The organism is Janthinobacterium sp. CG_23.4 (assembly GCF_029892305.1).
GTDB classification, from domain to species: domain Bacteria; phylum Pseudomonadota; class Gammaproteobacteria; order Burkholderiales; family Burkholderiaceae_D; genus Janthinobacterium; species Janthinobacterium lividum_D.
This window is the reverse complement of record NZ_JARXUX010000001.1, coordinates 1594236-1616148: the sequence shown is the minus strand read 5'-3', so window position 1 is coordinate 1616148 and position 21913 is coordinate 1594236. Positions and strand designations below refer to the sequence as shown.

At 60.7% G+C, this 21913-nt stretch carries 18 protein-coding genes, 10 tRNA genes and 1 pseudogene; 11 read left to right on the top strand and 18 right to left on the bottom strand.

Translation table 11 applies throughout. The annotated features are described in order from the left end of the window. Window positions 1–20: 20 nt before the first annotated feature. The gene (locus H4V96_RS07285) at window positions 21–188 is read right to left on the bottom strand and encodes a hypothetical protein (protein WP_193365523.1); all 168 of its coding nucleotides are present in this window, start codon (window positions 186–188) and stop codon (window positions 21–23) included. A gap of 178 nt (window positions 189–366) precedes the next feature. On the opposite strand from H4V96_RS07285, the gene H4V96_RS07280 reads away from it, so the two are divergent. From H4V96_RS07280 to H4V96_RS07260, 5 genes are all read left to right on the top strand, one after another. Continuing rightward, window positions 367–576 (top strand): hypothetical protein, encoded by a 210-nt coding sequence (locus H4V96_RS07280; protein ID WP_010396752.1) that lies wholly within the window; start codon window positions 367–369, stop codon window positions 574–576. Between the two features lie 75 nt (window positions 577–651). After that, window positions 652–1530 carry a hypothetical protein gene (locus tag H4V96_RS07275; RefSeq protein WP_196856814.1) on the top strand — a complete coding sequence of 293 codons (879 nt, stop codon included), beginning with the start codon at window positions 652–654 and terminating at the stop codon, window positions 1528–1530. A 25-nt stretch (window positions 1531–1555) separates the two neighbouring features. Then, a complete protein-coding gene (locus tag H4V96_RS07270; RefSeq protein ID WP_128089323.1) occupies window positions 1556–2767 on the top strand; it encodes a class I SAM-dependent methyltransferase in 1212 nt (403 codons plus the stop codon). 56 nt (window positions 2768–2823) lie between these two features. After that, window positions 2824–2900 (top strand) — tRNA-Met (locus H4V96_RS07265). A 143-nt stretch (window positions 2901–3043) separates the two neighbouring features. Continuing rightward, window positions 3044–3120 (top strand) — tRNA-Met (locus H4V96_RS07260). Between the two features lie 66 nt (window positions 3121–3186). Here the strand turns inward: H4V96_RS07260 and H4V96_RS07255 are convergent. Then, a complete protein-coding gene (locus tag H4V96_RS07255) occupies window positions 3187–3801 on the bottom strand; it encodes a hypothetical protein (protein WP_196856813.1) in 615 nt (204 codons plus the stop codon). A gap of 102 nt (window positions 3802–3903) precedes the next feature. Between H4V96_RS07255 and H4V96_RS07250 the strand changes: the two genes are divergently transcribed. The 4 genes from H4V96_RS07250 to dbpA all read left to right on the top strand — a co-directional run bounded on the left by H4V96_RS07250 (window position 3904) and on the right by dbpA (window position 7920). Next, window positions 3904–4035 (top strand): hypothetical protein, encoded by a 132-nt coding sequence (locus tag H4V96_RS07250; RefSeq protein ID WP_280720823.1) that lies wholly within the window; start codon window positions 3904–3906, stop codon window positions 4033–4035. Between the two features lie 211 nt (window positions 4036–4246). Continuing rightward, window positions 4247–5890 carry an acid phosphatase gene (locus H4V96_RS07245; RefSeq protein ID WP_196856829.1) on the top strand — a complete coding sequence of 548 codons (1644 nt, stop codon included), beginning with the start codon at window positions 4247–4249 and terminating at the stop codon, window positions 5888–5890. A gap of 257 nt (window positions 5891–6147) precedes the next feature. Further along, window positions 6148–6384: a hypothetical protein gene (locus tag H4V96_RS07240; RefSeq protein WP_010396727.1), complete on the top strand. Its 237-nt coding sequence runs from the start codon at window positions 6148–6150 to the stop codon at window positions 6382–6384. Window positions 6385–6492: 108 nt separating this feature from the next. Next, a complete protein-coding gene (gene dbpA, locus H4V96_RS07235; protein ID WP_196856812.1) occupies window positions 6493–7920 on the top strand; it encodes an ATP-dependent RNA helicase DbpA in 1428 nt (475 codons plus the stop codon). A gap of 111 nt (window positions 7921–8031) precedes the next feature. Here dbpA and cysS read toward each other — a convergent pair whose 3' ends face one another. Further along, entirely contained in the window at window positions 8032–9420 is a 1389-nt protein-coding gene (cysS, locus tag H4V96_RS07230) for a cysteine--tRNA ligase (RefSeq protein WP_196856811.1), read from the bottom strand. Window positions 9421–9656: 236 nt separating this feature from the next. Then, window positions 9657–10808: an MFS transporter gene (locus tag H4V96_RS07225; protein ID WP_196856810.1), complete on the bottom strand. Its 1152-nt coding sequence runs from the start codon at window positions 10806–10808 to the stop codon at window positions 9657–9659. Window positions 10809–11047: 239 nt separating this feature from the next. Between H4V96_RS07225 and H4V96_RS07220 the strand changes: the two genes are divergently transcribed. Continuing rightward, the gene (locus H4V96_RS07220) at window positions 11048–11878 is read left to right on the top strand and encodes a helix-turn-helix transcriptional regulator (RefSeq protein WP_196856809.1); all 831 of its coding nucleotides are present in this window, start codon (window positions 11048–11050) and stop codon (window positions 11876–11878) included. Between the two features lie 160 nt (window positions 11879–12038). Here the strand turns inward: H4V96_RS07220 and H4V96_RS07215 are convergent, their stop codons facing one another. Beyond that, window positions 12039–12455, bottom strand: coding sequence for an Ivy family c-type lysozyme inhibitor (locus H4V96_RS07215; RefSeq protein WP_196856808.1), 417 nt, complete (start codon window positions 12453–12455; stop codon window positions 12039–12041). 14 nt (window positions 12456–12469) lie between these two features. Then, window positions 12470–13645: an amidase family protein gene (locus H4V96_RS07210; protein ID WP_196856807.1), complete on the bottom strand. Its 1176-nt coding sequence runs from the start codon at window positions 13643–13645 to the stop codon at window positions 12470–12472. A gap of 168 nt (window positions 13646–13813) precedes the next feature. On the opposite strand from H4V96_RS07210, the pseudogene H4V96_RS07205 reads away from it, so the two are divergent. Further along, window positions 13814–15183 (top strand): annotated as a pseudogene (locus H4V96_RS07205) (IS3 family transposase). A 123-nt stretch (window positions 15184–15306) separates the two neighbouring features. On the opposite strand, the gene H4V96_RS07200 reads toward H4V96_RS07205, so the two are convergent. From H4V96_RS07200 to H4V96_RS07145, 12 genes are all read right to left on the bottom strand, one after another. After that, window positions 15307–15882 carry an elongation factor P gene (locus tag H4V96_RS07200; RefSeq protein WP_010396714.1) on the bottom strand — a complete coding sequence of 192 codons (576 nt, stop codon included), beginning with the start codon at window positions 15880–15882 and terminating at the stop codon, window positions 15307–15309. Window positions 15883–16018: 136 nt separating this feature from the next. Beyond that, window positions 16019–17188, bottom strand: coding sequence for an elongation factor P maturation arginine rhamnosyltransferase EarP (earP, locus tag H4V96_RS07195; RefSeq protein ID WP_196856627.1), 1170 nt, complete (start codon window positions 17186–17188; stop codon window positions 16019–16021). Between the two features lie 100 nt (window positions 17189–17288). Continuing rightward, window positions 17289–17364 (bottom strand) — tRNA-Glu (locus H4V96_RS07190). 56 nt (window positions 17365–17420) lie between these two features. After that, a tRNA-Glu gene (locus H4V96_RS07185) sits at window positions 17421–17496 on the bottom strand. 120 nt (window positions 17497–17616) lie between these two features. Beyond that, a tRNA-Glu gene (locus tag H4V96_RS07180) sits at window positions 17617–17692 on the bottom strand. 980 nt (window positions 17693–18672) lie between these two features. Then, window positions 18673–18748, bottom strand: a tRNA-Ala gene (locus H4V96_RS07175). Window positions 18749–18798: 50 nt separating this feature from the next. Continuing rightward, window positions 18799–18874 (bottom strand) — tRNA-Glu (locus H4V96_RS07170). Between the two features lie 30 nt (window positions 18875–18904). Continuing rightward, window positions 18905–18980, bottom strand: a tRNA-Ala gene (locus H4V96_RS07165). A 133-nt stretch (window positions 18981–19113) separates the two neighbouring features. Further along, window positions 19114–19189: transfer RNA gene (locus tag H4V96_RS07160), tRNA-Glu, on the bottom strand. A gap of 67 nt (window positions 19190–19256) precedes the next feature. Beyond that, a tRNA-Ala gene (locus tag H4V96_RS07155) sits at window positions 19257–19332 on the bottom strand. 135 nt (window positions 19333–19467) lie between these two features. Beyond that, on the bottom strand, window positions 19468–20874 hold the full coding sequence (gene gltX, locus H4V96_RS07150; RefSeq protein WP_196856626.1) for a glutamate--tRNA ligase: 1407 nt from the start codon (window positions 20872–20874) through the stop codon (window positions 19468–19470). A gap of 70 nt (window positions 20875–20944) precedes the next feature. Continuing rightward, the gene (locus tag H4V96_RS07145; protein WP_196856625.1) at window positions 20945–21856 is read right to left on the bottom strand and encodes a LysR family transcriptional regulator; all 912 of its coding nucleotides are present in this window, start codon (window positions 21854–21856) and stop codon (window positions 20945–20947) included. Window positions 21857–21913 lie beyond the last annotated feature (57 nt).

Below are 21913 nucleotides of genomic sequence, written 5' to 3'. Positions count from 1 at the left end.
GCTGCCCGCACATCGGCCCATCAGCGAGGCAGAGACTCGCGGCCCAGCTTGAGCAAATCCCAGCCCAGTTCGCGGCGAATCTGCTCCGGGTCGGGCGGGGGCCGGCGCTGTTCCAGCTCCGCTTTCAACCATTTCCTGACCAGCTCCTTGGCCGGCGGTACAGGCTTTTGCTTGTCATGCTTTTCCATGCTGCTACCTCTTCAATGGCGGTCCAACGACCTCCTGTAGACGTTCAACGTCATGGCGCGAATTGAGTTGACCTGCGCGTGGCGCAGATGCAACAAGGTGTAACGATGGCCGGAGTACGTTAAAATCGCCGCCTTCGCGCAGGCACCGCCTGCGTCCCGCAACAGTTCAAGGAAAACCATGAAAGCCGCCCGCAGCCTCACCTTCAAGTGCGTCAAATGTCAAAAATCCATGCAGGTCTACCTGCAAAAAGTCTCCGCCTGTTCGCATATCCAGCCTTACCAGGGTATTTGCGCATGCGGCGAACTCAAGCGCCACGCCACGGGCCAGGCCGATGCCGTCAAGTCCTACCTGGAGTCGGCCGATGGTAGTTGGTCGCACCATCACTAATGGTTAAAGTACGGACGATTATTGTCGTTAATGAAGTATCGTTAATGACGATATACAGCCCGTATAGAACCGACCATGTCCCAGCTTCCCGCCTACGCTTCCCCCCTCGCTTCCGGCTCGCGCCAGCTTGCCGCCACGCCCATGCCTGGGCAAGCGCTGCAAAAACCGCGCGCCGGCACGGCCGGCCTGGCCGCTATGCCCTTGATGCAGCGCGCAGGGCAAGACATGGTGGCCCTGTCGAGCAATGCGCTGGACCTGTCGACCAAGGGCTTGCAACGGCGCACGGACGCGCTGGGCAACGCTACCGTCGATACAGCGCAAGATTTCCTCTCCAGCATGACGCGCCAGCTGTTCGGCGACGGCGCCAGCATCGCTTTCGATTCGGTCGACCTGCAAGCCGCTTCCAGCTTCAGCAGTGGCAGCGCCAGCGTTTCGGGCGCCGGCAACAGCAGTCGCGCCGCCGCCTTCAGCCTCGATGAAAACGCCCATTTCATCGGCAAGGGCAAGATCACTACGGCCGATGGCCAAACCTTCGACTTCGAACTGGAAGTGCAATATCAATCGAACATCAGCGCGGGCGTGCTTGAGCAAACGCGAGGCGCAAGCCAGGAAGCAAGCCCGGAAGCAAGCACCGCCGATGACGCCGGGCTGCCCGCCAAAGCGTTGGCCGCCACGACCTTCGCCGGCAATCTGCACGAGCTGTTCAAGCTGCTGGGCCAGCAATTGCAAAGCAGCATTTTCAATCAGCAATCCGATGGCGCCAGCGCCAGCGGCAAGGAGGGCGACCTGGCGGGCAGCCTGAGCTTGCGTTTGCTCAAACTGGTGCAGCCTGACAATAGCGCCGAAACAGCCAAAAAACCCGTGCAAAGCATGCCCGACGACCAGGCGCGCGCGCGTGCGCTGGCCATCGCCTATGGCGCCGACAGCGCTGAGAGCACGGCCAGCGACGTATAATGGAAGACGGCCTGCGCAGGCGACCATGCCGCGCGCCACCTTCTATCGATTGAATCCCATGTCCGACACTTCTTCCCCTACCGTTCATCCGCAGATCCACTGGAGCGAAAACGGCGCCGAGCACTCGGCCCGCTGGCGCTCGGAAAGCGGCATGCCGCCGCCCAAACGCGTCGTCATCGCGGATGACCGCACGACGGCCGACCAGGCTTACCGCCTGGCTTGCGAAGGCACGGCCATGCTATGGCGCGGCGACTTCCAGAACGCGCGCCAGTTGCTGCAAGCGCTGGCGCGGCGTGCCGACCACAAGAACGACAAGCCCAGCAAGAAGGCCAAGGCCGCCAAGCTGGTGCAAGCCGAACCCTCGGCCACGCAAGCGTTCCATTTGCACCGCCAGGCGCAGTCGCAGCGCGCCCGCACCCTGGCCATGCTGCTGCTGCCCTTCGAGGCCGACTACACGATCGCGCTGCGCCGCGCACCGGATGTGAAACTGGCTTGCAATGAAGCGTATGGCCGCGGCGAGGAAGCGTTTATCGCCTCGCTGCGCGAGCTGCTGGGCCTGATCGGCGCGCATGAATGGCGCCGCACTGGCGTGGAACTGCCGGCCCTGGGCCAGCGCATCCATCCGCATTACGGCGTATTCGCCCCGATCCGAGGCGAATACGTGGGCTTGGTGGCCGACGCTCCCCTGCCGCCGCGCGCCAGCCTGGCGTTCGATATCGGCACCGGCACGGGTGTGTTGGCCGCCGTGCTGGCACAGCGCGGCGTCGCACGCATCGTCGCCACCGACCAGGATGCGCGCGCCCTATCGTGCGCGCGCGAAAACCTGGCCCGCCTCGATTTGCTCGATAAAGTCGACGTAGTGCAGGCCGACCTGTTCCCTGCGGGACGCGCACCGCTGATCGTGTGCAATCCGCCCTGGCTGCCCGCACGTCCCAGCTCGCCCATCGAATATGCCGTCTACGATCCGGACAGCCGCATGCTGCGCGGTTTCCTTGCCGGCCTGGCCGAGCACCTGGAAGCGGCCGGCGAAGGCTGGCTGATCTTGTCGGACCTGGCCGAGCACCTGGGCCTGCGCCCGCGTGCGCAATTGCTTGAATGGATAGCGCAAGCGGGCTTGAAGGTCGTCGACCGCCTGGACGTGAAACCCACGCACCCGCGCGCGCAAGATGCCACGGACAGCCTGCATGCGGCCCGCTCGAAGGAAATCACCTCGCTGTGGCGCCTCGCGGCAGCCTGATAACAGAACTGCTGCAAGGCCATTGCGCATTGCAGCAAACGGCGCTATAATTCGGCTGCGGGGTGGAGCAGTCTGGCAGCTCGTCGGGCTCATAACCCGAAGGTCACAGGTTCAAATCCTGTCCCCGCAACCAATACATAAAAACCGCTGATTCCCGCAAGGAACTCAGCGGTTTTTTCATTTTCGGCACAGCATGCTCAGCGCCTTCATGCAAGCCCAAGACCCTCGCTTTTCATGCGCCCTTTCGCAATGCAACAAAGTCGGTTATAATTCGCCTGCGGGGTGGAGCAGTCTGGCAGCTCGTCGGGCTCATAACCCGAAGGTCACAGGTTCAAATCCTGTCCCCGCAACCAATACATAGAAACCGCTGACTTCTGCAAGGGACTCAGCGGTTTTTTCATGTCTGGCCTTGCCCGCAGCTATGCGGCGACGCTGGCCCGGATCTGCCTGGCCGCCGCATGCAGGCTGGCCGCTACGCGTTCGAGCTTGTCGGCGCCCGCCGTTTCAGCCAGGGCGGCAAAGGCGCTGATATGCAACGTGGCCACCATCGCCGGCGACACTTCGAGCTCCAGCGCGGTCTTGCTCAATTCCGTCGACGCCTCGAGGCAAGAAGCGCTGCCCGCCTCGAAAGCCTGCTTGGTTTCCAGCAATTCCTGGCCACCCTCGGCCTTGGCCACGCAAGCGTCGACCTTTTGCTGGAAGGCCGGCAAGGTGTCGCGCACGGGCCCGGGCCCGGGCTCAGGCGCCGGTTCCGGCTCCGCAGGAGCAGGAGCGGCATGCACCGGCTTGTCCGCCACCGGCATGTCGCGCAAAGTCAGCCAGCGTTCGATGGCAAGAAAATCGGCAAACGGCTCGGCTACCTTGGGATTCATCAACCAGACCTCGCCCGTGCGCCAGTCGATGCGGGCACCGCGCTCATTTCTCGCCAACAATATATCCTTGCCGCCTTGAGGATTCGACACCCGGCCGATATCGCGCCAGTTCATCAGTTCGGCCTGGCGCGACATCGCCTTGACCCGATGAAAAAAAGCCAACCATAAAAATCTGGCGACCAAGACAAGCAGGACTGCGCCAACTATCCACATCATTTTTCGCTCCGCAGCACATCGACAGCCCGCATTTTCTCACATGGAAGCTTGCGCCAAGGAAACTTTTACATCTGCCACGCGGCAGCGTCCAGCATTGAGTTGGGCCTGTCCGTGCAGGAAACGCCGCAATCGGTCAACATGCATCTGGCCAAGCTGTTTGACCGGCGGTACACGGCTTAGGTGTTGGACTGGTGCTACTCAGGCATGCATGAGCGCGAGCGCAAGGCGGCACTGAGGGTGCGGTATCCGTTCTAGGACTGGCTCAATAGTTCACACCGGCACAGGGCCAGTGATACAATTTTCCGCTTCACGGACATCGGCAGCTCTAACCGCCAATGCCTGCGCCCATAGAAACACCCAAGGAGAATGTGTGAAGGACCTCGCCCCCGCCATGCCAGCCGATCCGGCCGACCAACCTGCCAACCCCTCGCGCCGGCGCATTTTCCAGGCCGCTTCCGCAGTCGGCCTGGCCGCCAGCCTGCCAGTGCTGGCCGACGCAGCGCCAGCCAAAAAGTCTATCGTCAAGGGCTCGCTCGATGCGAAACTCAAGGCGCACGTCAAGAACGTGGTGGTGATCTACCTGGAAAACCGCAGCTTCAACAATCTGTTTGCCAACTTCCCCGGCACCAGCGCGCCCCTGTCCGCCGTCACGGCCGAACAGGCGCAGCAGCTGGACCGCGACGGCAAGCCGCTGGCCACCTTGCCAAAGATCTGGGGCGGCCTGGTGCCGAACCAGCAAAATATTGGTGGCATCGATTATCTGATCAAGGAAGAGCAGATTTCCGGCCTGCCCAACGCCCCCTACAAATTGAACGACGCAGCCGGCAAGCCCCTGCCCGAAAGCATCATCACGCGCGACCTGGTGCACCGCTTCTATAACAACCAGATGCAGATCAATGGCGGCAAAAACGACGGCTTTGCCGCGTGGGCCGACAGCGGCGGCCTGGTGATGGGTCACTACGGCGAAACGTCGAAAAACCTGAACCTGTGGCAGATCGCCGAGCAGTACACGCTGTGCGACAACTTCTTCATGGCGGCCTTCGGCGGCTCCTATATGAACCACCAGTTCCTGGTGACGGGCCGCGCCAACGAATATTTCAATGCGGCCGAGACAGCGGCGAAGAAAAAGATCGCCGTGCTGTCCGATGGCCCGCAAGGCGTGCGCCTGGCGATCTCGCCCGATTGCCCCGCCTCTGCGCTCGATGGCAAGCCAAAGTACGTGAACGACGGCGCGCTCACGCCGGACGGCTACGCCGTCAATACCATGGCGCCGCCGTACCAGCCCAGCTATATCCGCCCCGCCTTTGACGGCGACCCGCTGCATGCCGATCCGGCTGACGCGAACACGCTGCCACCACAAACCTATGACACCATCGGCGACCTGCTGTCGCGCAAGGGCGTCAGCTGGGCGTGGTATGGCGGCGGCTGGCAAGCGGCGCTCGAGCGCAAGGGCGGCGGCAGCAAACCGAACTTCCAGTTCCACCACCAACCGCTGAACTATTTCAAACAGTTCGCGCCTGGCACCGCTGCGCGCGCCGAGCATCTGCGCGACGGCGGCACCGGCGACAGCCCGATCTCGAACAAATTTCTGGCCGCCGCCGTGGCGGGCAAGCTGCCGGCCGTGACCTTCTACAAGCCGCAAGGCAACCTGAACCTGCATGCCGGCTACTCGGATATCGAGTCGGGCGACCAGCACGTGGCCAACGTCATCGAGCATCTGAAGCAATCGCCGCAGTGGAAAGACATGATCGTGGTGATCACGTTTGACGAAAACGGCGGCTGGTGGGATCACGTGGCGCCGCCCAAAGGCGACCGCTGGGGGCCTGGCACGCGCATTCCCGCGATCGTCGTCTCGCCCTACGCAAAAAAAGGTGCCGTCGACCACAGCTTCTACGACACGACCTCGATCCTGCGCCTGATCACGCGCCTGCACGATCTGCCGCTGCTCGAAGGCCTGAAAGTACGCAATGATGCCTTTGCGGCGCGCGGCGCCCTGCCGCCAGGTGACTTGACTGGCGCGCTGAGCTTCCGCTGATCGCGCAGCGGCACATCGCGGCGGCGCCCACAATGCGGCACGCCTGTGATACACTGCGTGCCGCACTTTGAACCTGTCGCCGCAGGTTCTTAAATCCGCAGGACCGGTTTTCCTGACGGTTGTTCCAACAATGAGCCCGACTCCAGTAGCCGGGCTTTTGTTTTCTGGACGAGATGCATAGAGTATTCACATGGCGGACAGTTTTTTGCCCGCTCCCCGGCGCCGTTTTGTCGCTGCCAGGGGCCAGAGGTTCAGAAATGAGAGATAAAAAAGATAACGCCACCATCGACTTGCCAGGTTTCGGTCCGCCGCCAGCGCTTGAAGTGTCAGAGCCTGCGCCGGAACCGCAGCGCCGCCCGCGCGTGCGCAAGGTGGCTTTGAAGCAGGTGCAGCTCGAATTGCTGGAGCCGACCGATGCCACGGGCTTACCCGTGTGGACGCGCGACGCCGGCCTCGATCTGACCGGCTTGCCCATCTGGGCGCCAGATCATTGACCCATGCCGGCGGCCGTTTGCCGCCAGCTCCCACACCACCATCCGCACAAGGGCGTAGAACGCCTGTAGACTGTGCCCATCCACCCGCTTTTTACCGGCTACGCCCCTATGAACACCACCACTGACACCACCCATTCTTTTTCCAGCCTGCCGCTGACGCCCGCCTTCCTGGCCAATCTGGACTCGCTCGGCTACCACGAGATGACTACCATCCAGGCACAAAGCCTGCCGGCGGTGCTCGATGGCCGCGACCTGATCGCCCAGGCGAAAACGGGCAGCGGCAAGACCGCCGCCTTCGGCATCGGCATTCTGCACAAGCTCAATCCGGCCTGGTTTGCCGTGCAGGGCCTGGTCATGTGCCCCACGCGCGAACTGGCAGACCAGGTGGCCAATGAATTGCGCCGTCTGGCGCGCGCGGCTGGCAACATCAAGATTCTGACACTGACGGGTGGCGCGCCGATGCGCCCGCAAATCGCCTCGCTGGAACACGGCGCCCACATCGTCGTCGGCACGCCGGGCCGCCTGCGCGACCATCTGGGCCGCGGCACCATCAATCTGAACCACGTGCAAACGCTGGTGCTCGATGAAGCGGACCGCATGACGGACATGGGCTTTTACGAAGAAATCGCCGGCATCGTCAGCGCCTGCCCCGCACGCCGCCAGACCCTGCTGTTCTCGGCCACGTATCCGGAAGACATCCGCCGCGCCACGGCATCGTTCCTCGTCAATCCGCTGGAAGTGACGGTCGAGGCGCAGCACGACAACAACAAGATCGAGCAACGCTTCTACGAAATCGGCTTCGACGAGCGCAACAGCGCCGTCGGCAAGCTGTTAAAACACTTCAAGCCGGAATCGACGCTGGCTTTCTGCAATACCAAGGTGCATTGCCGCGAACTGGCCGAAGAACTGCGCCAGCAAGGCTTTTCCGCGCTGGCCCTGTACGGCGAACTGGAACAGCGCGAGCGCGATGAAATCCTGGTGCTGTTCGCCAACCGCAGCTGCTCCGTGCTGGTCGCCACCGACGTCGCCGCGCGCGGTCTCGATATTTCCGACCTGGGTGCAGTGATTAACGTCGACGTCTCGAAAGACACGGAAGTGCATATCCACCGTATCGGCCGCACGGGCCGCGGCAGCAAGAAGGGCCTGGCCCTGTCGCTGTGCGCGCCGAACGAGAAAAAATGGGTCAAGTTGATCGAGCAGTACCAGAACAGCGCCGCCGAATGGCACGACCTGAAGGAACTGGCTGAAGATGATGGCATGGAAGCGCTGCCGGCGCCCATGGTTACCCTGTGCATCATGGGCGGCAAGAAGGACAAGCTGCGCCCGGGCGACTTGCTGGGCGCGCTGACGGGCGACGCGGGCCTGACCAAGGAGCAAGTGGGCAAGATCAACGTCTTCGAGTTCATGACCTACGTGGCACTCGATCGCAAGGTCGCCGAAGCCGCCTTCAAGCGCCTGAACGCAGGCAATACCTTGGGCCGCGACTTCGGCAACATCAAGGGCCGCAGCTTCAAGATGCGCTTTATCGAAGCGTAAGCAGCGCCAGTACGCGCAGCGGCGTCTCGTGCGACGTAACCAGGACGGGCAAGCCTGGGCACTCGCTGGCTGCGGGGCGAACACTCCGGCCCGACGGCTCGCAGCAGGCACTCACAAGGCGCGCGCCTGCTGGCCCTGAGGCGTATCTTCGATGACATAACCGGCCGCGCGCGCCAGCGCGCGCAAGCGGTCAGCCTCGGCCCACAGGCATTGCGCGCGGGCGCAGGCCCGCTGCGCCATCCACGCCTGCACCTGCGCCGGCACGTCTACCTGCGCTGGCTGCCAGCGCAGCAAGTCCAGTCCCAGCGCCGCATCGAAGCGGGCCAAGGTCGTTTTTTTCACGCCGTCCGGCACATCACTTTTCAGCAGCTCCCAGGCCACGGCCAGCGCACGCGGATAGTTCAAGTCATCGTTGATGCACGCCGTAAAACGCGCCAGCCAAACGGGATCGGCCTCGCCATCCGTCGCGCCCCGCTCTTGGCTTAGTGCATGTACGGCCACGCGTAGGCGCGCCAGGCCGGTGGCGGCAGCGAGCAAGGCCTCGTGCGTGAAATTGAGGCTGCTGCGGTAGTGGGCACCGAGGCACAGATAGCGATAGGCCAGCGGCTCGACACCCTGCTCCAGCAGGCTTTGCAGGCGCAAAAAATCACCTGCGGATTTCGACATCTTTGCATCCTGCGTCTTGAGGAAAGCGCCGTGCAGCCAAAAGTTCGCCAGGCGCGTGCCATGGCGTGCTTGCGTTTGCGCGATCTCGTTGCTGTGGTGGACCGCCACGTGGTCTTCGCCACCGCAATGGATGTCGAAATACGTGCCCAGGTGCTTTTCGGCCATGGCCGAGCATTCGATGTGCCAACCCGGGAAACCCAGGCCCCACGGACTATCCCACTCCATCTGGCGCTGTCCCGCTACACCACTGAACTTCCACAGCGCAAAATCGCAGATATCGCGCTTCTCTCCCAGTTCCACCCGCTTGCCTGCCTGCAGACCATCGCACTGCAGGCGCGCCAGCTGGCCATAATCGTCCTGGCGCGTGGTGTCGAAATAAATGCCGTCGTCGGTGCGGTAGGTGTAGCCCTTCGCTTCCAGATCGCCGATGAAGGCGATCTGTTCCGCGATATGTTGCGTCGCGCGGCACCAGACGGTGGGCGGCAAGATATTCAACTGGCGCAAATCGTCTTCAAACGCGCGCGTGAATGTGGCGGCGATGTCCCACGCCGACTCGCCGCTGCGCCGGCTACGCGCTTCGACCTTGTCGTCGCCGCTGTCCGCATCCGATGTCAAATGGCCGACGTCCGTGATATTCATCACGTGGCGCACTTGCAAGCCATTGAACGCGAGCGCGCGGCGCAAGCCGTCGACGAACAGATAAGTGCGCAGGTTGCCGATGTGCGCGTAATCGTAGACGGTGGGACCGCAAGCGTACAGGCCCGCATGGCCTGCAGCAATGGGTTCAAACGGGCGCAGGCTGCGGCTATATGTGTCGTACAAATGGAGTGTCATGCGAAACTTTCATGAGCGCTGCGGAAAAAGAAAATGGCCACAGGTTTTTCAACACTGTGGCCATCGAATGAGGAGTAAAACCTTACCGTCGCGTTGCCGCATCCTCACGGAGCCAGGCGCAAGGACACAGCGCAAGAGCGGCGCCCGAGGCAGAAACTGGAACGATAGTAAACGTGGTCATGGCACAAATATCGCATGCAGACGGGCGGGCCGTCAAGCCCGCCCGCGCCACGCGCTTATTTTTTTGCCTGCTCGATCTGCGGCAGCAGCGCCGTCAATATGCCCAGCAGCGGCAGGTAGGAACATATCCGGTACACATGGGCGATACCTGACACGTCCGCCAGGTGGCCCATGGCAGCGGCAGCGATGCCGGAGACGCCAAACATCAGGCCAAAGAAAATGCCCGCGATCATGCCCACCTTGCCTGGCACCAGTTCTTGTGCAAAAACAACGATGGCGGAAAATGCGGAGGAAATCACGAAGCCAATAATCACCGTCAATATGGCCGTCCAGAACAGGTCGACATACGGCAACAGCACGGTGAAAGGGGCGGCGCCAAGGATGGAAATCCAGATCACGCGCTTGCGGCCGATGCGGTCGCCGATGGGGCCACCCATGAAGGTGCCGGCCGCTACGGCGGCGAGGAAGAGGAATAGGTAGAGCTGCGCTGCGCCTATGGACAGGTGGAACTTGTCGATCAGGTAAAAGGTGTAATAGCTCGACAGGCTGGCCATGTAAATGTATTTGGAAAACACCAGCAAGGCCAGCACGCCCAGCGCTTGCAGTACCTTGTTGCGCGACAAGTTCAGCCCATGACCACCGGCCTTCGGCTTGAAGCTGGCCAGGTGGCCGCGGTACCAGTGGCTGACCTTGTACAGTACGCCGATGGCCAGCAGGGCCAGCAGACTGAACCAGGCGATATTGCCCTGGCCACGGCCCACGATGACGGCCGCCGCCAGCAGCGGTCCGAGCGCGGAGCCGACATTGCCGCCCACCTGGAACAGTGACTGCGCAAAGCCATAACGCCCGCCCGATGCCATGCGCGCCACGCGCGACGCTTCCGGGTGGAAGGTCGATGAACCGACGCCGATCAGGCCCGCAGCGATCAGCAGGGTCGGGAAGGTCGAGACGATCGACAGCATCAGCACGCCGACCAGGGTAAAGCACATGCCAACGGGCAACAGGAAAGGCAAGGGGCGGCGGTCCGTGTACAAGCCGATCCACGGCTGCAGCAACGATGCCGTGCACTGGAACGTCAGGGTTATCAGGCCGACCTGGGTAAAACTGAGTGAAAACTCGGCTTTCAGCATCGGGTAAATCGATGGCAATAATGCCTGGATCAGGTCATTGAGCAAATGCACGAAGGCGACGGCGCCCAGCATGTGCATGGCCAGACCGGATTCTTGTGGGGAGCGATGAAGCGAGGGGACCGCCGGCACGGACTGGGCCAATGCTGGGGCAGGTGTACTTGTATGCATGTATCTTCCGCAATAATCGGGCACGGCGGGCGGCCGGCCAAGCACCCAGTATAGTATGGTCATCGAACTGATAACTTCCAATAATCGTCGCATAAGTGACAACCGAGTGATAACTGAGTGACAACTGAGAGCGCCACCCAAGGCCCCACATGCATACCCACCACCCCGCCCAGACCCATGCCGATGGCGTGCCGTTCAGCCTCGCTACCAGCTCGCACGATTACCAGCACGTGCCACGGCCCGTGACAGCTATGTCCCGGCAATATGCGGCGGGCGACTATACGGCGCTGCACAGTCATGTGCGCGCGCAACTGCTGTATGCGACACAAGGCGTGATGCGCGTCTCGACCGAGCATGGCGTGTGGATATTGCCACCCCGGCGCGCCCTGCTGATTCCTGTGGGCGTCGTGCATGAAGTCCACATCTTGAGCGAACTGAGCATGCGCACCGTGTACATCGATGCGCAGGTGGCGGCCCCGTATGGCGCCGATTGCAAGGTGCTGGAAGTGAGTCGGCTGCTGCGCGAGCTGATCTTGGCCTTGCTGGCCGAACCGATCGAATATGCGCTGGCGGGGCGCGGCGACTGGCTCGCGCACCTGATTTTGTCGGAACTGACGGCGGCCGCTAGCGTGCCCATCGCCATACCCTGGCCCCGCGACCGCCGCCTGGTGGCCATCTGCTCAGCCATCATGCGCGCCCCCGGCAGCCGGCGCAGCATGGAGGACTGGGCGCAGGATGCAGGCGCCAGTGCGCGCACCCTGATCCGCTTGTTTCCCAAGGAAACGGGCTTGCACTATCGACAATGGCTGCAGCAAGTCCACCTGGCAGAGGCATTCTGCCGCCTTGACCGGGGTGAAGGCGTGGCCGCCATCGCCTATGCGCTGGGCTATGCCAGCCCCAGCGCTTTCAGCGCCATGTTTCGCCGCATCCTGGGGCGCACGCCGCAGCACTATCTGAGCGAGTGGCGCGCTGCTGACTGAGAATGACGCAAGCGTGCATCGCCAATCACGGCGGCGAGGAAGAGGAATAGCTACCACTGCGCTGCGTCTATGAACAGGTGGAACTTGTCGCTCATGTAACGGTGAATCAGGATAACGTCCAGCTCGCCGCTTGCGCTGGAAATACGCAGCGACGCGTGCATCAGTTCTTCAACAGCAAGTCGGCTTCGGCGATGCTGGGCGCGCCGAAGTGCACGCTGTGCACGCCACCATTGGCATCGCTGCCCATGTACACACCGGCCATGCAGCGCTGCAGCCGGTCGTACAGGATGGTGTAGTGGTGAAAACAATTGTGCGGTTCGCAGACGCGGCTCAGCAGGCGCGCCTTGCCATCGATCTCGATGGACTTGAGCGGGCTGGCCATGCCATCGGCTACCCAGCGCTGCCGCTTCAGGCCGGCCTTTTTCAAAGCCACGTTGGAGGCCGTGCGAAACGCATCATCGGCCTTGTAGATCTCGACAGAATATGGGCAGGTGTGGCCACCGTCGCAGCGTTGCGCTTGCTCCATGAACGGCGGCTTGGGCGTTTGCGCTTGCGCCGGCATGGCGGCCAGCACCACGGCGACGCCCAGGATCAGCGCAGCGCCTGCATGATGCTCGACGGCAGTGCCGGTGTGCGCCGGTGCAACGTCGCCTGCTCATAAGCATACGCCATCGCAATGAGCGGTATGTCGCTGTGGGCAGGGCCAATGAAGGACAAACCCACACGCAAGCTCCCCACCAGGCCAGCGGGCACCGTGATATGCGGCAAGGCGCACGGCGCCTGCGATATGCCATCACATGTGGGCCCCACCAGCGCATCGAGCGCGTGCGAACGCAGCAACGCGGCAATATCGCCTGGCGCGGACGCAGGCGGCGGCTCGATCAGTTCCGCGCCCTGCTCGCGCAGCACCCGCAGTGCCTGCTCGATCACGGCATCGGTCCCGGCACACTGGCCAAACAGACTGCGTGCGACACCAATGCGGCGCCCATGCAAGCCGGCCACATCGAGCATCGTGCCATCGACCAGGCGCTCGCCCGTCAGGGCGGCGAGCAGCCAGGCCGCTTCACGCACGCTCGGTGCCATCGGCCCGGCAGTGGCTGGCTCGCCGCCCTGCCCGCCTGCCGCCCTGCCCGTGGGCTTGATGGCGACCAGGCCACACGTCGATGCGGGCGCGACGGTGGAGCCCTCCGCCGCGCTGTCCACGGCCAGGATGGTCAGGCCAGCCCAGCTGGCACTGGCATACGGCACGCTGACCGCAGCCCATTGGTGCAAATCGCTTTTGCCGATGATGACGGCGCCAGCCGCGCGCAAGCGCGCCGCGACAAAGGAATCGCAGCTGGCACGCGTGGACAGGGGCGCCTGGGTCCGCGTCTTCATGCGGTCGCCGGTGGCAATGTTGTCACGCAGGACGATAGGGATGCCATGCAAAGGACCACGCACCTTTTGCACCTGCCGCTCGCGATCCATTTCCAGGGCAATTTTCAGCGCATCGGGATTGATTTCAATGCCAGGATGGGCACGCGCACCGGTACTCGACAGCGAGCGGATGCGGGCAAGGTACTGCGACGTCAGCGCATGGGAACTGAGCTTGCCTGCCGTCATCATCTGCTGTTGCGGCAAGACGCCCGCATCGAGCAGATGGGCCATCGGGCTGGCGGGCGCTGTGGCACGGGTCAGTACCGGGCGCGACAGGCGCACCGGCACGGCCGCTGCGATAGGCGGCGCTCCCCGATGTGCGCCGATGCGCACCATATGACTACGCTGCATGGTATCTCCAGGAAACCTCAATGTTTCTAACGCAATAATGTTCTGGGCATAGCATAGCAGTCCTTGCAACATAATTGTTGTCGACAGAAATTAATTTTTAAGCAAAAAAAAACGCCGCCCGAATGAACTGACCCCAATAAGTTGGACACCAACCTATTGGGGTTTTTCATGTCGAAGTACGCAGAACAGTTCAAGCTGGCAGTGGTCAAGCAATACCTTGCCGGCGCGAGTGGTTTCCAATTCTTGGCGAACCAGCATGGTGTTCCTTACTCCATGGTTCGCAAGTGGGTGGGACTATTTCGCCAGCATGGTGAGGACGGCTTGCGAAAGAAGTTCAGCCACTATGATGCAGACTTCAAGCTTTCGGTATTGCAACATATGTGGGCCAATGACTTGTCTTATGGCAAGACTGCTGCAGTTTTCAATATTCGGCATCATGCCGCCGTGGGCGTATGGGAGCGCTGCTATCATACGGGCGGTATAGACGCCCTCATGCCACGTCGCCGTGGCAGACCCACGAAAATGCCCAGCCCTCCAGACACAAAGCCATCTTTGCCCGTTAATGATTCAGAGCGTACCCACGAGGAGTTGGTCGCAGAGGTGAATCAGTTGCGCATGGAGGTGGCCTACCTAAAAAAGTTGCGGGCCTTAGTTCAATCACAGCAGCTACCGCAGGCGACAGCACGCAAAAAGCGCAAGTAATTATTGAACTAAGGCAGCACTTTCCCCTGGCTGGCCTGCTCAAGCTGGCCGGCTTGGCGCGCAGCACTTTTTACTATCAACAGAAGGCGGCGCAGGTCTGCGACAAGCATCAGGAACTGAAAAAGCAGATTGGCATCATCTTTGCCCTCCATAAGGGGCGCTACGGCTATCGGAGGGTCACAGCGGCGATTCGGCAGCTGGGCGAAAAGGTCAACCACAAGACCGTTCAAAGCATGATGGGCAAGCTCGGTCTCAAGTCACTGGTGCGGCCAAAGAAATACCGTTCGTACAAAGGCGAAGTAGGCCACGCTGCCCCTAACGTTCTGAAGCGGCAATTTGATGCACCATGCGCCAATCAGAAATGGGTCACCGACGTGACGGAATTCAATGTCTCTGGCGAGAAGCTGTATCTATCTCCGGTGATGGACTTGTACAACGGCGAAATCGTTGCATTTGAGACCGCCAGGCGGCCAGCGTTCGAACTGGTGGGTGTCATGCTCAAGAAGGCGCTGGCGAAGCTTAAAGCGGGCGAGAACCCCATTCTTCATTCGGACCAGGGATGGCAAGGCCGAATGCCTGCGTATCAGCGGGCGTTGCGGAACAAGCACGTTGTGCAAAGCATGTCGCGTAAGGGCAACTGCCTCGATAACGCGGCAATGGAGAGCTTCTTCGCAGTGCTGAAATCGGAGTTCTTTTACCTGAACAAATTCAGCAGCGTCGAAGAGCTACAAACCGGCATCAAGAAATACATTCACTACTATAATCACGACCGTATTAAGATGAAACTAAAAGGGCTGAGTCCCGTGCAATACAGAACCCAGCCCTTGGCCGCCTAACAAACTTAACCGTCCAACTTTACGGGGTCAGTTCACGAAGGCAGCGTTTCTTGGCAGTCAAGCACTGGGACAGGCAGGACCGGTGTTCGTCGGACCCTTCGAGCAGCGCAGCATGACGCTCTATCAGTTGCGTACGACACGCTTGTATTCGTTGGTACGGGTGTCGATTTCGATGACGTCGTCTTGTGCCACGAACAGCGGCACTTGCACGCTATGACGGTGTGCATCGATGGCGTTTTCGATCTTGGCTTCTTTCAGGACGTTGCCCGATGTGTTGCCCTTGACTGCAGGCTCCGAGTACACCACCAGACGGGCGATGGTCGTTGGCAGTTCAACGGAGATGGCTTTGCCGTCGTAGAAAATGGCTTCGCATTCCATGCCGTCCTTCAGGTAATGCAGTGCATCGCCCAGGTTTTCTTCTTCGATTTCGTACTGGTTGTACTCGGTGTCCATGAAGACGAATAGCGGGTCGGCGAAGTACGAATACGTCACTGGCTTTTTATCCAGAACAACAACGTCAAACTTGTCGTCGCCGCGGAACACGTTTTCCATCGGGGTGTTCGTCAGAAGATTTTTCATCTTCCATTTGTAGGTGAAGCCCGTGCGGCTCGAACCGTTGACATCAGAACGCAACACGATCATTGGCTTGCTGTCGACCATGATGATATTGCCAACACGAATTTCTTTTGCGGGTTTCATAGGAATGTACGTAAAAAGTGGGGTTGCATGAAGACCATCTGCCGCCTGGGCGCCATCAGCGCCGCAAGCTTGCGTTTGATCGGTTAAAAATACGTTAGAAATAACCGGGCATTTTACCTTAATTTTAAGCAAGCGCCTATCTCGTCGCGCCGGCAAACGCCAGCAAGTTACTTGCCAGATCGCCATTGGACTGCATCTGCCGCTGCCAAGCTTGGGCGCGCGCACTGATGCGCGGCAAGTCGGCTTGCAAGGCCGGCCACAGTTGCGCCCACGACAAGGCGTGCACGCTAGCGCCATTCCAGGCCAGCGCCGCTTGCACCAGGCTGTCGATGGCAGCGTCCGCATCGGCCGCATAGCGCTGCAGGAAGGCACGCAATTTCACATGGTGCAAGTTTTCATCCTGCAGGTAGATATGCCAGAGAAAAGGTCGGCCAGCCCATTGCGCGCGCACGAAAGAATCCTCGCCGCGCACGAAATTGACGTCGCAGGCCCACAGCAAGCGGTCGTAATCGTCTTGCGCCACGAAAGGCAGCACGCGCACGGTGAGCGCGCCACGCGTGCGCGCAGCACCGACTGCCGCAGCATCGTCGCCGATAAACGCTTGAACGGCATCGAACGCGACCCCTTCTGGCACCAGGCACGTCACCGGTTCGCTACCCGCCTGCCACACAGCAAACAGCTCGGCGACCGGGGCGGACGGATAGCAGAATAGCGATACTTTTAGAGCAGACATTTCCGCTGCCGTCACGCCGAACTGCCCCAGGAATGCTGCCATGGCAAGGGCATCGACCTGGAACGCCAGCCGCTTTTCGTCCAGCCCCGCTTCGCGCAGCAAGCCGCCCGTCTTCCGCGTAAAACCGGGAAAAAAGAAATGTTTGATCATGCCATGGCGTGGCGAGGTCAGCGCATGGCAGCCCTCGACCCACTCTTCTGCCGTCAAGCCTTCCAGGTTCAGCCACACAGGATGCGGCGCGCACTGCGCCATGGCGGCGATGTAGCCGGGCGCAATGTCACAGGCAAAGAATTCGATGACGATATCGGCGATATCGTCAGTGGCAAACACGCCATCCTGAGCGCGCCAATGGCGCACCGTCACGCCGCCGGCCTGCTGCACCTCTACCGCCACGTCGATGGCGGGGCAGATGCGCTGGAAGCTCACAAGATCATCAACCCACAAGGTGACGGCGACGCCGTGTTCGCCGCTCAACTGGCGCGCCAGGCGCCAGCAAATACCGATATCACCGTAATTATCGACAACTTTACAGAAGATAGCCAAAGATGGTGTGCGATCGCTAGGTAATGACATGAGCAGGTAAAGGTGATGGAAACAACGTTGAGATGCCGGCAAACAACAAAAAAGCCGCGCTGTTACCAGGCGGCTTTTTTGTTGGCTGATTCAGCCGGTCTGGCGTCCCCAAGGGGATTCGAACCCCTGTACTCACCGTGAAAGGGTGATGTCCTAGGCCTCTAGACGATGGGGACAGAAAATCTGTCCTGAATGCGCTACTCTGCATCCCGACCTGTTTACTACGCGAATCTGGCGTCCCCAAGGGGATTCGAACCCCTGTACTCACCGTGAAAGGGTGATGTCCTAGGCCTCTAGACGATGGGGACAGAAATCTGTCCTGAATGCATTACTTCGCATCCTGACCCTGTACAGCAGCAACTGCAGAAACAAAAAAAGCCTGACTTGTCAGGCCCGTTCAGCACTGCACTCACTTTACAACGACATCCTGGCGTCCCCAAGGGGATTCGAACCCCTGTACTCACCGTGAAAGGGTGATGTCCTAGGCCTCTAGACGATGGGGACCTGTGCTGGCTTTACTCTCAGCGGACTCTTCGTTGAAGGCTTTGCTTAAGCCCTCAAAAAAGCGTGCGCGAAGTTTAACACGAAGCGATTCCCAAAATCAACCACTGGGCTTCTTATTTTCCACCTTATTTGCATTCCTCTCTCCCGCGGGAGCAGAATGATGGCAAGAAGACATGCAAGGCGGCAGCACGCCAAGCATCTGACTCAGGCCTACCCCAGATCCCCTTCGCGCGATGCGCCGACAATGAGCAGCATACACATACCCAGCTCGCGCTGCCAGCACGGTAGTGAGGCAGCGCGGCAGCAAGCTGATAACCCCCACCTCTTGCATGCCATGCAGCGCTCTCACAGCCGGGCAGCTAAGTCCTATTCCCCCGAGGGGTATGGCGGAAAGTGTCGCAGAATTAAAAAAAGCCGCTCAAGGCTAATGCCGTTCAGTTAAGGGTTTTGGCGTGATTGATGAGCGCCAGTAAATTCGCTAACCCCAGAGGCAAAGAGCTGGGGTCGGTCACTCCGTGATCGGAATGTACTCCATTGAAGCACATTCCCCCGCCGGGTCCGACCCCTGTCCTTGTTCTTGGGCTAAAAATAGCATCACTAACACCAACTGAACAGCATTACCGCTCAAGGCGACTCTGGTTATCACGTGTTTTCTGCGCTGTTGGTGGAGGTTGGCGGGAGCTAAGCACTGACCTCTTGCATGCCATGCAAGCGCTCTAACAGCTTAGTCTTATTCCCCTAGGGGTATGGCGGAAAGTGTCGCGGAAATAAAAAAAGTCGCTCAAGGCGACTTTAATCTGTTCACTATCTGTTTCAGCGCTATTGGCGGAGGTTAGCGGGAGCCAACCGCTGACCTCTTGCATGCCATGCAAGCGCTCTAACAGCTTAGTCTTATTCCCCTAGGGGTATGGCGGAAAGTGTCGCGGAAATAAAAAAAGCCGCTCAAGGCGACTTTGATTATCGTGTGTTTTCTGCGCTGTTGGTGGAGGTAAGCGGGATCGAACCGCTGACCTCTTGCATGCCATGCAAGCGCTCTCCCAGCTGAGCTATACCCCCCGGGCGCAGAAACACTGCTACTTCTTCACTACCAAAACACCAGACTGAACTGGCGTCCCCAAGGGGATTCGAACCCCTGTACTCACCGTGAAAGGGTGATGTCCTAGGCCTCTAGACGATGGGGACCTCGGTACTACATTTTTACTTCTGCGCTGTTGGTGGAGGTAAGCGGGATCGAACCGCTGACCTCTTGCATGCCATGCAAGCGCTCTCCCAGCTGAGCTATACCCCCCGGGCGCAGAAATAATAAAAGCCGCACTTGGCGACTTTGTTCCACTACTTGCTTTCCGCCCAGAGCACGTTTTTACGAGCCTGAACTTACAACAATCAGTACAAACAACTGCCACTACTATACCACAACTACCTGGCGTCCCCAAGGGGATTCGAACCCCTGTACTCACCGTGAAAGGGTGATGTCCTAGGCCTCTAGACGATGGGGACCGCGGAACTTCCAAACAACATCTGCACCACCTCAACGACTAACAAAACCTGACTGCGATTTTGCTGCTGGTGGAGGTAAGCGGGATCGAACCGCTGACCTCTTGCATGCCATGCAAGCGCTCTCCCAGCTGAGCTATACCCCCGTTGGTGCAGAAACAAGAGTATAGCAAAGAAGTTTCACTCTGCAAATACCCTTTTTCGTCTATGAACAACTTTTCATCGGGACGGTTTCCGCACACTCTTTTCCGACTATTTGGTCGCGATGTTTACGGCCAGTTTTACAGCCAGTTTGCCAGACGCGCCAGCACAGTCTCGCGGCCGAAGACCACCACTACCTGGTCGATGGCCGGCGTCTGCAATTGGCCCGTCAAAATCAAACGCAAAGGCATGGCCAGCAGCGGCATCTTGATGGTGTTGGCAGCCAGCACTTCCTTGACCATGGCGGCCACGGCTTCCTTGCTCCACTCCACCGTAGCGATGCGCTCGGCAAACTGCGCCAGAACGGGCTTGATGGCGTCCGTGATGTGCTGCGCCACCAATGCCGCTTCCGGCTGCGGCGCGCGGAAGAACAGCATCGAAGCCGCTGCCAGTTCATTAACCGTGTTGGCGCGTTCTTTCATCATGCCCAGCACTTGCGCCAGGTCCGGCGCGCCTTCGAAGACGGCACCGGCGGCCAGCATTTGCGGGCGCGCGAGGTCGGCCAGGCGGGTGTTGTCGGCTTGCTTGATATAGTGGTTGTTCAACCAGGCGAGTTTTTCATTGTTGAACTGGGCCGCCGATTTCGACAGGTGGTTCAGGTTGAACCACTCGCAGAACTGCTCGGTCGAGAACACTTCATCGTCGCCATGGCTCCAGCCCAGGCGCGCCAGGTAGTTCAGCATCGCTTCGGGCAGGAAGCCCTGCGCCGGGTAATCCATGACGCTGACGGCGCCGTGGCGCTTCGACAGCTTCTCGCCATCCGCTCCCAAAATCATCGGCAGGTGACCATACAGCGGCAGCGGTGCGCCGATGGCGCGCAGGATGTTGATTTGGCGCGGGGTGTTGTTGACATGGTCGTCACCGCGAATCACGTGCGTGATCTGCATGTCCCAGTCATCGACGGCCACGCAAAAGTTATACGTCGGCGTGCCGTCCGGGCGGGCGATCACCAGGTCGTCCAGTTCGCGGTTGGAAATCGTGATCGTGCCCTTGACCACATCGTCCCAGGTCACGTCGCCATCGAGCGCATTCTTGAAGCGCACGACCGGCTTGCGGTCCGCTGGCACGGCCGGCAGGGTCTTGCCCGGCTCCGGACGCCAGGTACCGTCATAGCGTGGCTTTTCGCCGGCGGCGCGCATGCGCTCGCGCATCGCCTCGACCTCTTCCGGCGACGAATAACAATGGTAAGCAGTACCTTCGGCGAGCATCTGCGCCACCACTTCGCGGTAGCGGTCCATGCGCTGCATCTGGTAGAACGGACCTTCGTCATGGTCCAGGCCCAGCCACTTCATGCCTTCGATGATGGCTTGCACGGCTTCCGGCGTGGAACGCTCCAAGTCTGTGTCTTCGATACGCAGCACGAAAGTGCCGCCGAAGTGACGGGCATAAGCCCAGCTGTACAAAGCGGTGCGGGCGCCGCCCAGGTGCAGATAGCCGGTCGGGCTGGGAGCGAAACGGGTGCGGACAGGGGTAGCGATTGTGGTCATCGATGTTATCAGGCTTGAATAAGTAAAACGCCATTTTACTCTGTTGACCGCCACCACTCCACAAGCGCCGTCACAGTTGCTGCAGCCGCCTTTTCACCTCGCCCGCCTGCGCCTGCAGCGCCTGCTCGAACAGGGCGACCAGTTGCGACAAAGGCCGGTGCAGGGGCTTGACCAGATTCACCGTGAACGGCAGGGACACGGCAAAACGGCGGATCTGCAAGCCCTGCCCCGCATAGTCCAGCGCCGTGAGCGGATTGACTATCGCCAGGCCCACCCCTTCGCGCACCATGGCGCAAACGGAGGCCGCACTATGCGTGTCGAGCGCCATGCGCCGCTCCACGCCGGCCTGCGCGAAGATGGCGTCGATCTGCAGGCGGTAGGGGTCGACGGCGGCCAGGCTGATGAAAGGCAGGCCCGCGAAGTCCGAGGGCGCCAAGGTCGTCTTGCCAGCCAATGGATGGCCGTCGGGCAGCACGCACACTTCATCGACGGACATCAAGGTAGCGAGCGCGGTGCCGGGTGGCGCATTGCCCACTTCCGTCAGGCCGATATCGTGGCGCTGCGCCGACAGCCACTCTTCGAGCAGCGGCGACTCCTGCGGCGTGATGCTGATGCTCACGTTCGGAAAGTCGGCGACGAAGCGCTTGCACGCCTGCGGCAGCAGCGACTGGGAAAACACGGGCAGGCAGGCAATCGACAACTGCCCCTGGTCGAACTGGCGCAGTGCCGCCGCCGTGCTGACGATGCGCTCAAGGCCGAAATACGCGCGCTGCACCTCCTCGAATAACTGCAGCGCCTGGGCGGTCGGGCGCAGCCGCCCCCGCTCGCGCTGGAACAGGATCAAGCGCGTCAAATGTTCAAGGCGCGCCAGCTCGCGGCTGACGGTGGGCTGCGACGTATGCAGCATGGCGGCGGCAGCCGTCACGCTGCCCGTCGTCATGATGGCGCGGAAGACCTCGATATGGCGCAAGGAGATAGTCATGCCCATATCATAAATGAATAAGGCAGGCTCAAATGGATATTTTATATTCGAAGCGTC

Bases quoted from the DNA above. Each gene is read 5' to 3' on its own strand.
- H4V96_RS07285 (WP_193365523.1), bottom strand. From the start codon at position 188: ATGGAAAAGCATGACAAGCAAAAGCCTGTACCGCCGGCCAAGGAGCTG.
- H4V96_RS07280 (WP_010396752.1), top strand. From the start codon at position 367: ATGAAAGCCGCCCGCAGCCTCACCTTCAAGTGCGTCAAATGTCAAAAA.
- H4V96_RS07275 (WP_196856814.1), top strand. From the start codon at position 652: ATGTCCCAGCTTCCCGCCTACGCTTCCCCCCTCGCTTCCGGCTCGCGC.
- H4V96_RS07270 (WP_128089323.1), top strand. From the start codon at position 1,556: ATGCCGCGCGCCACCTTCTATCGATTGAATCCCATGTCCGACACTTCT.
- H4V96_RS07245 (WP_196856829.1), top strand. From the start codon at position 4,247: ATGCCAGCCGATCCGGCCGACCAACCTGCCAACCCCTCGCGCCGGCGC.
- H4V96_RS07240 (WP_010396727.1), top strand. From the start codon at position 6,148: ATGAGAGATAAAAAAGATAACGCCACCATCGACTTGCCAGGTTTCGGT.
- dbpA (WP_196856812.1), top strand. From the start codon at position 6,493: ATGAACACCACCACTGACACCACCCATTCTTTTTCCAGCCTGCCGCTG.
- cysS (WP_196856811.1), bottom strand. From the start codon at position 9,420: ATGACACTCCATTTGTACGACACATATAGCCGCAGCCTGCGCCCGTTT.
- H4V96_RS07225 (WP_196856810.1), bottom strand. From the start codon at position 10,808: ATGCACATGCTGGGCGCCGTCGCCTTCGTGCATTTGCTCAATGACCTG.
- H4V96_RS07220 (WP_196856809.1), top strand. From the start codon at position 11,048: ATGCATACCCACCACCCCGCCCAGACCCATGCCGATGGCGTGCCGTTC.
- H4V96_RS07210 (WP_196856807.1), bottom strand. From the start codon at position 13,645: ATGCAGCGTAGTCATATGGTGCGCATCGGCGCACATCGGGGAGCGCCG.
- H4V96_RS07200 (WP_010396714.1), bottom strand. From the start codon at position 15,882: ATGAAACCCGCAAAAGAAATTCGTGTTGGCAATATCATCATGGTCGAC.
- earP (WP_196856627.1), bottom strand. From the start codon at position 17,188: ATGTCATTACCTAGCGATCGCACACCATCTTTGGCTATCTTCTGTAAA.
- gltX (WP_196856626.1), bottom strand. From the start codon at position 20,874: ATGACCACAATCGCTACCCCTGTCCGCACCCGTTTCGCTCCCAGCCCG.
- H4V96_RS07145 (WP_196856625.1), bottom strand. From the start codon at position 21,856: ATGACTATCTCCTTGCGCCATATCGAGGTCTTCCGCGCCATCATGACG.